General features: G+C 62.9%; 13 protein-coding genes. 8 read left to right on the plus strand and 5 right to left on the minus strand.

Translation table 11 applies throughout. The features are described 5' to 3' along the window. Positions 1-624, plus strand: a 624-nt coding sequence (locus tag IC50_RS28605; protein ID WP_035712664.1) for an amidohydrolase family protein, incomplete at its 5' end; no start/stop codon positions are given. Positions 625-975: 351 nt separating this feature from the next. Here the strand turns inward: IC50_RS28605 and IC50_RS42620 are convergent. Then, positions 976-1,152: a hypothetical protein gene (locus IC50_RS42620; RefSeq protein WP_193374164.1), complete on the minus strand. Its 177-nt coding sequence runs from the start codon at positions 1,150-1,152 to the stop codon at positions 976-978. 207 nt (positions 1,153-1,359) lie between these two features. Here IC50_RS42620 and IC50_RS28610 point away from each other — a divergent pair, with 207 nt between their 5' ends. From IC50_RS28610 to IC50_RS28620, 3 genes are read left to right on the plus strand one after another with little or no spacing between them, the layout of a single operon-like run. Next, positions 1,360-2,091 (plus strand): haloacid dehalogenase type II, encoded by a 732-nt coding sequence (locus tag IC50_RS28610; RefSeq protein WP_035712667.1) that lies wholly within the window; start codon positions 1,360-1,362, stop codon positions 2,089-2,091. 40 nt (positions 2,092-2,131) lie between these two features. Further along, complete coding sequence (locus IC50_RS28615; RefSeq protein ID WP_035712669.1) at positions 2,132-2,614, plus strand: YbaK/EbsC family protein; 483 nt, start codon at positions 2,132-2,134, stop codon at positions 2,612-2,614. Positions 2,615-2,658: 44 nt separating this feature from the next. Next, positions 2,659-3,489, plus strand: coding sequence for an adenylate/guanylate cyclase domain-containing protein (locus tag IC50_RS28620; RefSeq protein WP_035712687.1), 831 nt, complete (start codon positions 2,659-2,661; stop codon positions 3,487-3,489). 70 nt (positions 3,490-3,559) lie between these two features. Here IC50_RS28620 and IC50_RS28625 read toward each other — a convergent pair whose 3' ends face one another. Beyond that, positions 3,560-3,916 carry a hypothetical protein gene (locus tag IC50_RS28625; protein ID WP_035712671.1) on the minus strand — a complete coding sequence of 119 codons (357 nt, stop codon included), beginning with the start codon at positions 3,914-3,916 and terminating at the stop codon, positions 3,560-3,562. Positions 3,917-3,949: 33 nt separating this feature from the next. Further along, on the minus strand, positions 3,950-4,213 hold the full coding sequence (locus IC50_RS43355; RefSeq protein WP_244429669.1) for a hypothetical protein: 264 nt from the start codon (positions 4,211-4,213) through the stop codon (positions 3,950-3,952). Between the two features lie 88 nt (positions 4,214-4,301). Here IC50_RS43355 and IC50_RS28635 point away from each other — a divergent pair, with 88 nt between their 5' ends. Beyond that, positions 4,302-4,559 (plus strand): hypothetical protein, encoded by a 258-nt coding sequence (locus IC50_RS28635; RefSeq protein WP_035712675.1) that lies wholly within the window; start codon positions 4,302-4,304, stop codon positions 4,557-4,559. A gap of 145 nt (positions 4,560-4,704) precedes the next feature. Here the strand turns inward: IC50_RS28635 and IC50_RS28640 are convergent, their stop codons facing one another. Beyond that, on the minus strand, positions 4,705-5,226 hold the full coding sequence (locus IC50_RS28640) for an REP-associated tyrosine transposase (protein ID WP_193374165.1): 522 nt from the start codon (positions 5,224-5,226) through the stop codon (positions 4,705-4,707). Positions 5,227-5,289: 63 nt separating this feature from the next. Continuing rightward, entirely contained in the window at positions 5,290-6,225 is a 936-nt protein-coding gene (locus IC50_RS28645; RefSeq protein ID WP_035712679.1) for a LysR family transcriptional regulator, read from the minus strand. Between the two features lie 118 nt (positions 6,226-6,343). Here IC50_RS28645 and IC50_RS28650 point away from each other — a divergent pair, with 118 nt between their 5' ends. The 3 genes from IC50_RS28650 to wrbA form a co-directional block, all read left to right on the plus strand. Next, positions 6,344-7,096, plus strand: a complete 753-nt coding sequence (locus tag IC50_RS28650) for an SDR family NAD(P)-dependent oxidoreductase (RefSeq protein WP_035712680.1) — start codon at positions 6,344-6,346, stop codon at positions 7,094-7,096. 38 nt (positions 7,097-7,134) lie between these two features. Beyond that, positions 7,135-7,833, plus strand: a complete 699-nt coding sequence (locus IC50_RS28655) for a pirin family protein (protein ID WP_035712683.1) — start codon at positions 7,135-7,137, stop codon at positions 7,831-7,833. Positions 7,834-8,001: 168 nt separating this feature from the next. Continuing rightward, positions 8,002-8,476, plus strand: a 475-nt coding sequence (gene wrbA / locus IC50_RS28660) for an NAD(P)H:quinone oxidoreductase (protein WP_035712685.1), incomplete at its 3' end; no start/stop codon positions are given.

The raw sequence follows: 8,476 nt of genomic DNA on the forward strand, positions 1-8,476 counted from the left end.
GAGATGCTGGAGGTCGCCTCCGAGCATCTCGACGTCCTCATCCCCTTCGTCTCGATCGACCCGCACAAGGGCAAGCTGGGCGCGCGCGAAGCTCGCAAGCTGATCGAGGAATACGGCGTGCGCGGCTTCAAATTCCACCCGACCATGCAGGGCTTCTACGCCAACGACCGCATGGCCTATCCGCTCTATGAGGAGATCAACAATGGCGGCGCGATCGCGCTGTTCCACACCGGCCAGACCGGTGTCGGCTCGGGCATGCCCGGCGGCATGGGCATGCGGTTGAAATATTCCAACCCGATGTACATGGACGACGTCGCGGCCGATTTCCCCGACCTCAAGATCATCCTCGCCCATCCCTCCTTCCCCTGGCAGGAAGAAGCGCTGTCGGTCGCGACCCACAAGCCGAACGTCTATATCGACCTCTCCGGCTGGTCGCCGAAGTACTTCCCGCCGATCCTGGTGCGCTACATCAACTCGATCCTGCAGGACAAGATGCTGTTCGGCTCGGATTGGCCCGTGATCACGCCGGACCGCTGGCTGTCGGACTTTTCCAAGATCGATATCCGCGAGGAGATCCGGCCGAAGGTGCTCAAGGCCAACGCAAGGAAGATTTTGGGGATCTGAGCGCTCCCCGTCGCCAGAGCGCATCGAGGGCTTCGGGTGACCGAAGCCCTCATGATCGAGACCTCAGACCTGCGCCAGGTCTCCATCGACGAAGACCTCGCCGCCGGTCATGAAGCCGAACATCGGAATGCACTTTTCTAAGATCGCCTCAACTTTGATCGCGACAATTTAGAAGCGCCTATTCCTCGTTGCGGCCGTGATGACTCGTCAATAGACACTCGGGGTGCATCAGCCGCTTCCGACCTACTCCACCAGGATGGATATTTTCGAGCCGGAGCGCACGTCTTCGACCAAGCTAAGTTCCAGTCCAAGGCCAACAGCCGACATTCGCGGATTGAAAATGGCTCGAACTTATTTTTCGGTGCGCCAGCCGCCCAAGAGGAACACTTTGCGTGCCCTGCGCTTCGGCCCGGCTTGTTCCTGAACATCTGTTAGATTGACGACGTAGCGCTGCAACAACAACTTCGCCAATAGCCCCAGCAATAGGAAGGGCATTACATAGATCGCGAACGTTTCAAGCGCCTTCATAGCCCCGTCTCCACGAGAGCGATTTTGTAGACTACCACATGCCAGGATTACCGCCAGGACTTCTGGCCAGTCACGAAGGTCCACTGAAGGTCACGAGCTGCCGATCCCACTTGCAAGCACACTTCCGCTTTGCTCTGGTAAGCTGACGATGATGTGTACTCCCTCAAGCGGAATTCGAGTAACCACAACCACCTGGAAGGACAGCCGATGAGCATCAACGCCATCGTGTTCGACGCCTATGGGACGCTCTACGACATCCAGTCGGTCGCTGATGTCACCGAGGATGCGTTTCCGGGCTATGGCGAGATCATCACGCAAATCTGGCGCATCAAGCAGCTCGAATACAGCTGGTTGCGCTCGCTGATGCGGCGCTACCAGGATTTCGCCGCGGTGACCCGCGACTCCCTCGCCTATACGCTGCGCGTGCTCGGGCTCGCCTATGAGAGCGAGGCGTTCGAGCGCGTGATCGAGAAATATCTGCACCTCGATTCCTATCCCGATGCGGCGGCCGCGCTCGCGGCCCTGAAGCCACGCAAGCTCGCGATCCTCTCCAACGGCAGCCCGGACATGCTGAACGCGCTCGTGCGCAACTCCGGCTTCGACCAATTGCTCGATGCCACCATCAGCGTCGACGCCAAGAAGATCTTCAAGCCGAGCCCGGAGGCCTATGAGCTGATCGGCGAGGTGCTCGGGACCGCGCCGGAGGAGGTTCTGTTCGTGTCTTCCAATCCTTGGGACGCAGTGGGGGCGAAGTCGTTCGGGCTGAACGTCGCCTGGATCGAGCGGATGACGCCGGAAGCCATGGCGCTGGCTTGCGTCGAGAACGAACTCGTGGCACCGCTCACCATGTTCAAGGCGATCCGCACCCAGATGGACGAGCTCGGCTTGGCGCCGGACCATCGCGTCCGTTCGCTCTCGGAGTTGCCGGGGATCGCTTAGCATCGCCGCCCGCCTGCAAGCCTGGAATGAGCTGACTGGAATGAGCCTGGAATCCGTTCGCGCCTTCTTCGCCGACAAAGCCCCCGACATCACCGTGATGGAATCGCCGATCAGCTCGGCCACGGTGCCGCTTGCCGCCGAGGCCTATGGCGTCGAGCCCGGCCGCATCGCCAAGACGCTGTCCCTGCGCATCGGCGAACGCGTGATCCTGATCGTGGCCGCCGGCACCTCACGCATGGACAACAAGAAGGTCAAGGCGCAGTTCGGCGGCAAGCCGAAGATGCTGGGGCTGGAGGAGGTCGCCGACATCACCGGTCACGAGGTGGGCGGCGTCTGCCCGTTCGGGCTGAAATCGCCGCTGCCGGTCTATTGCGACGTCTCGTTGAAGGCCTTCGACGTGGTGGTGCCGGCCGCGGGCTCGACCCACAGCGCGGTGCGCATCACACCGGAGCGGATGGCCAAGTTGACCGCTGCGGAATGGGTCGATGTCTGCGAGGTCAGGCCGTTAGGCGGCACCGGTTAGGATGCCTGATGCATTTGCCGGTCGGGGAGGTTAGCATGGTGACCATGACCGACGACAAGGTGAAACGACGATTGACGACCGTGCTGTGCGCCGACGTGTACGGCTATTCTCGTCTCATGGAAGCGGACGAGACCGGAACGCTGGAGACGCTTCGCCGCTACCGCACGGCCATTGCGCGCCTGGTCGAACGTCATGACGGCCGCATCGTCAACACCTGGGGCGATGCCATCATCGCCGAGTTCGCCAGCGTCGTCGAAGCCGTGCAATGCGCGGTCGAGATTCAGCAGGAGATCTCCAGCCAGGCCTCGGACGCGCCTCAGGCGAGCCCGATGCAGTTTCGCATCGGCATCAACCTCGGCGACGTGATGGTGGACGGCTCCGACATCTATGGCGACGGGGTCAATATCGCATCGCGCCTGCAAGAGCTCGCCGAGCCCGCCGGCGTCGTGATCTCGAGCTCCGTCTACGATCAGGTGCACAACAAACTGTCGGTTGGTTTCGACTGCCTCGGCCAGCGCCCGATGAAGAACATCGCTCCCCTGACCAGCTATCGGTTGACCCTCGGTGGCCAGGCCGCCGCGCCAGGGAGCGTCGCGATCGAGGAACGCGCAACGCCCTCAGAGCGAGCGCGGACTCCGCGATTGGAAGAGAGGCGCGCGCCATCTCGCGCGACCAATGTCGTCTCGGATTGGCTCACAAGGCTGCCCCGCCCGGTTGCGGCGGCCCTCACGGTGTCCGCCTTCCTGATTCTGATCAATCTGTTCACCAGCCATAAGATCTGGTTCCACTGGCCGGTCGCAGCCATTCTGTTCGGCGTCGTCTTGCGGATGGTGCTTGGACATCGACCCGAATCGGACAGCCGAGGGGAGCGCTGATCGGGACGGCACGACCGCATCTTCGCGCCTACCCGCGGTGCATTTTTCCGGATCACGCGCTCATCAGTGTCTAATCGTCGTCATCGTCATAGGGTCGCGGCTGCACCTGCGGAGGTGGCGGCGGCGCGTTGTCATAGCGCGGCGGCGGCGCGACACGATTGCGGGGGAGCTGCTGCTGCGGCGGCATCTGGTTGTTGGATTGGAACACCGCGCGGCAGCCGCTGGAGAGCTGCGGCGTATTCTGCTGCAAACAAGCCGTGATCCGGCTCACGTCGGGGATCTGATCGCTGCAAAGCCGCCAGACGTCCGGCGTGCAGGCCATCTGCTGCTCCATGGTCCCGCGATATTCTTCGGCGAATGCTGCGCCCGGGGCAACGATGCCGCCGATCGCGAGCACGACACCCAGCGCAATCCGCTCTGTCCGCATGTCCCGATCCTTCTCGATTCCCGTTGGTTTTCATCAAATCAATGAGGCGGGAGCCGGTTCTGGACCAACAACAAAACGTGAAAACGCCGCTGGAACCTGTTCCACCTTGCCGATCCTCTTCACCGCCGCGATCGATTGCGCGAACGCCGGGGCGACCCGATAGGCGCCGAAACTGCCCGAGGTCTCGAACGCCTTGAGGACAACGGCAAAGCCGCAGCGGCGCACAGATCGCGTCGATCCATGGCGGCGCCCCTGATTTTCCTTGTTTCGCTGCCAGCCTGACGTGCCAGGCGGCAAGAACAGGACGTTTACGAAGCGTTAGCCATGTCCGGTGCAGCCAGGAACACATGCCTGGACCCGCCGTTGCACTCCCAGGGACAGAGTGATGCGCAATCCTGGGACTATCGACGTCGCTCTGGACGAGATGCTGGTCAATCTCGCGGCGATCGTGTTGCGGCTTTCAAAGCCCGAATTGACGCGAACGCCGGAAGCGCGGCGCGCACTGGCGCAATCCGTCCATCAATATGCAGCCTGCGCAGCACGCTCGAGCGATCCTCGCGTCCACGAATTGAAGACGCAGCTGGAGGAGACACTGAGGTCGAACTTGCGAATTGTCCCAAGCGATGGCGTGGAGGTGGCTTAGTCAAAAATGGTGGGCACGCTTCCGCCTTCGCTCTGCGAGCTACGGCGGACAAGTCGCTTCGCCTACCCTACGACAGTCTTTCGGGGGGACTGATGAGATCTCGTAGGGTGGGCAAAGGCGCGCTCTTCGCGCGCCGTGCCCACCATCATTCGCCAAATTGCCCCGTGATGTCCCGCATATCCCCTCCCCAATCCACGGGAAGGGTCCCTTGTTCAACATGGCGGTGGAAGCTGCTGAGAGACCAATCGCGGACGCGCTTGACGAGGCCGTGCTTGACCGGATTGAAATGTATGTAGTCAACGTGTCGCTCCAAGTCCGCGTCGTCGCGAATGGCGTGCTCCCAGTAGCGACGCTGCCAAATGCCTTTCTCACGCTTCCTCAATTTGCTGATCGAGCGCTTGCCAGGTTCCAGGCCGCGCGAAAAGCCACCTTTGATCAGATTCCATCGTGACGAAAAGTCCTGATCATCCTCCGGCAGCGCCCAAATCGCGTGTAGGTGGTCAGGCAAAATGCAGATTGCAACCGTCTCAAACGGCCGACGTCGAAAGACGGTTTGGTAGATTCGCCTCAGGCGATCGGCTTGATCGACGAGCAGCGTGCTCGACCGATCGGCGAGCACGATGGTGAAAAAGAACACTCTGCCCTGTGCTCGTCGATATTGAGACACTCGCAAAATCTCAAAGCGGTGGGCACGCTCCGCTTTGCCCACCCTACGAGAACTGTACGAGAGTTACCCGGTTTTGCCACCTTTCTTCTGCCGCCGCTTGCAGGTGCCCGGCAGCTTGGCGGCGAGGAAATCGCCGAGCGCTTCGACGCGCGCGGGACGCGGGCCGCCGGGCGGCGTCACCAGGTGCACGGCGCCCTCGGCCTGCTTCCAGTCCTTCAGGATGACTTCGACCTCGCCGGAGGAAATGGCTTCGCCGACGATGAATTCGGGCAGCTCGGCGATGCCGAGACCTGCGATCAATGCCGGCATCACGGCCTCGCCGTTATTGACGCGAAGCTGCCCGCCCGGGCGTACGCTGGCCTGCTCACCGGCCGAGCTGGTGTAGTGCCAGACGTTGGGCGTCGACATATAGGCGTAGCTGAAGCATTTGTGCTCGGCCAGATGCATTGGATGCGTCGGCCGTCCGTGGCGTTTCAGATATGACGGCGCGGCGACCGTGTAGCGCGCCATGGTGAAGAGCCGCCGCGCGATCAGCGAGGAGTCCGGCAGCCGCGCGATCCGCACCGCCATGTCAAAACCCTCGCCGATCAGATCGACGGTCGCATCGCTCAAATGCAGATCGACCGAGACTTCCGGATAGGCTTCGAAGAACTCCGGCAGCAGCGGCGCCACGGCCTTGATCCCGAACGTCATGGGCACGGCGAGCCGCACCAACCCGCGCGGCGCGACTGATTGCGCCAGCGCCTCGCTCTCCGCCGCTTCGCCGTCGGCCAACAGACGCGCCGCGCGGTCGGCGAGCTTGTGCCCGGCATCGGTCAGCGCGAGCCGGCGCGAGGTACGGTTGAACAGCCGCGCGCCGAGCCGCTTCTCCAGTCGGGTCACCGCCTTCGACACTGTCGCCTTGGACATCGTCAGCTCGCTCGCGGCCCCCGCAAACGACCGTAATTCCACGACTTTTGCGAAAATCGCGAGCGCCTCGAAGTCTGGAAGTTTTGCCATGGGCTTTGGTCCAATCGGGATATTTACTGAAACAATGTGTTTCAACAGTTTCTATTTCTATACCACAGACGAAGGCTTATCCAAGGGTCATCAGAAAATCAGGAAATGGAGAAATCCAATGACCAAGAAGCTCTCGGGCAAGGTTGCCCTCGTCACCGGCGGCTCGCGAGGCATCGGCGCGGCCTCTGCCCGCGCTCTCGCCGATGAAGGTGCCGACGTCGCCATCAGCTATGTCGCCTCGCCCGAGAAGGCAGAAGCGGTGGTCAACGAGTTGAAGGCCCGCGGCGTCAAGGCCCGCGCCTTCAAGGCCGACCAGGCCTCGGCGAAGGATGTGGCGCAGCTCGTCAACGACGTCGCCAGGGAGTTCGGCCATCTCGACATCCTCGTCAACAATGCCGGCGTTGCCGCCGGCGGCGCGATCGACGATGCCAAAGGCGACCCAGAAGCGTTTGCCCGCCAGGATGCCATCAACGTGCACGGCGTAATCGCGGCGATCCGCGCCGCCTCGCAATTGATGGGTGAAGGCGGACGCATCGTCACTGTCGGCTCGATGCTCGCCGACCGCGCCTCGTTCCCGGGCCTTGCCGACTACGTCGCCACCAAGGCAGCCGTGGTCGGCTACACCAAGGGCGCGGCGCGCGACCTCGGCCCGCGCGGCATCACCGTGAACGTGGTGCAGCCCGGTTCGATCGACACCGACATGAATCCGAAGGACGGCGGCGAGTTCGCCGAGACCCAGCGCAAGCAGCACGCGCTACAGCGCTTCGGCCGCCCCGAGGAAGTCGCAGCCGGAATCGTCTTCCTCGCAAGCCCGCAGGCCTCCTTCGTCACCGGCACGGTGCTCAACGTCGACGGCGGGTTCGGCGCCTGATCACGGCGCAACCTGCTCAGGTAAAGGGAATTACGCAGATGATCGAACTCAGACCTTTCGCAAAGCTCGGCGGCGCCGACCACGGCTGGCTCAAGGCCAAGCATCATTTCTCCTTCGCCAGCCACTATGACCCGAACAACATGGGCCACGGCGCCTTGCGGGTGTGGAATGACGACGAGATCGCACCGAACACCGGCTTTCCCGCCCATCCCCACGCCAACATGGAAATCATCACCTATGTGCGTGAGGGCGCAATCACCCATCAGGACAGCCTCGGCAACGAGGGGCGGACCGAGGCGGGCGACGTGCAGGTGATGAGCGCCGGCAGTGGCATCCGCCACTCCGAGTACAACCTCGAGCCGACGAGGACGCGGATCTTCCAGATCTGGATCGAACCGACGGCGCGCGGCGGCCAGCCGACCTGGGGCTCGAAGCCATTCCCGAAGGCGGACCGCTCCGGCAAGCTCGTCACCATTGCGAGCGGATTCGACGACGATACGGACGCACTGCCGATCCGCGCGGACGCGCGGGTGCTCGCCACCACGCTAAGGGCAGGCGAGAGCGCCGAGTACGAGCCGCAGAAGTCGCGGCATCTCTACCTCGTGCCTGCGGCGGGTTCCGTCGAGATCAACGGCGTGCGCGTCGACGCCCGCGACGGCGCTGCGATCCGCGACGAGGCCAGGCTGAAGATCACTGCGCTGGAAGACTCCGAGCTCGTGCTCGTCGACGCGGCGTGACGGCGGCGAGCCACATCATCTGCCGTCATTCCGGGATGGCGCGAAGCCCCAGACCCGGAATCTCGAGGTTCTCAGGTGCGCAATTGCGCACCATGGTTCGATCCCTTGCATCGCCCCGGAACGACGGCGCAACCACGAACATTGACTGATCATCCAACGGAGACCACCATGACCAAAGTTCTCGTCCTCTATTATTCCGCCTATGGCCACATCGAAGCCATGGCCAATGCCGTCGCCGAAGGCGCGCGCGAGGCCGGCGTCACCGTCGATATCAAGCGCGTGCCCGAGCTGGTGCCGGCCGAAGTCGCGAAGGCCTCTCACTACAAGCTCGATCAGGCCGCGCCGGTCGCCAAGATCGAGGACCTCGCGAACTACGACGCGATCATCGTTGGCACCGGCACCCGCTTCGGCCGGATGGCCTCGCAAATGGCGAACTTCCTCGATCAGGCCGGCGGGCTCTGGGCCAGGGGCGCGTTGCACGGCAAGGTCGGCGGCGCCTTCACCTCTACCGCGACCCAGCATGGCGGCCAGGAGACGACGCTGTTCTCGATCATCACCAACCTCTTGCATTTCGGCATGGTCGTGGTCGGCATGAACTACGGCTTTGCCGGCCAGATGAAGCTCGACGAGGTCACCGGCGGGG

Source organism: Bradyrhizobium genomosp. I (2014) (assembly GCF_000261685.1).
Taxonomy (GTDB): Bacteria; Pseudomonadota; Alphaproteobacteria; order Rhizobiales; family Xanthobacteraceae; genus Bradyrhizobium.

Bases quoted from the DNA above. Each gene is read 5' to 3' on its own strand.
- IC50_RS42620 (WP_193374164.1), bottom strand. From the start codon at position 1,152: ATGAAGGCGCTTGAAACGTTCGCGATCTATGTAATGCCCTTCCTATTG.
- IC50_RS28635 (WP_035712675.1), top strand. From the start codon at position 4,302: ATGCGCAATCCTGGGACTATCGACGTCGCTCTGGACGAGATGCTGGTC.
- IC50_RS28655 (WP_035712683.1), top strand. From the start codon at position 7,135: ATGATCGAACTCAGACCTTTCGCAAAGCTCGGCGGCGCCGACCACGGC.
- IC50_RS28615 (WP_035712669.1), top strand. From the start codon at position 2,132: ATGAGCCTGGAATCCGTTCGCGCCTTCTTCGCCGACAAAGCCCCCGAC.
- IC50_RS28610 (WP_035712667.1), top strand. From the start codon at position 1,360: ATGAGCATCAACGCCATCGTGTTCGACGCCTATGGGACGCTCTACGAC.
- IC50_RS28650 (WP_035712680.1), top strand. From the start codon at position 6,344: ATGACCAAGAAGCTCTCGGGCAAGGTTGCCCTCGTCACCGGCGGCTCG.
- IC50_RS28625 (WP_035712671.1), bottom strand. From the start codon at position 3,916: ATGCGGACAGAGCGGATTGCGCTGGGTGTCGTGCTCGCGATCGGCGGC.
- IC50_RS28645 (WP_035712679.1), bottom strand. From the start codon at position 6,225: ATGGCAAAACTTCCAGACTTCGAGGCGCTCGCGATTTTCGCAAAAGTC.
- IC50_RS28620 (WP_035712687.1), top strand. From the start codon at position 2,659: ATGACCGACGACAAGGTGAAACGACGATTGACGACCGTGCTGTGCGCC.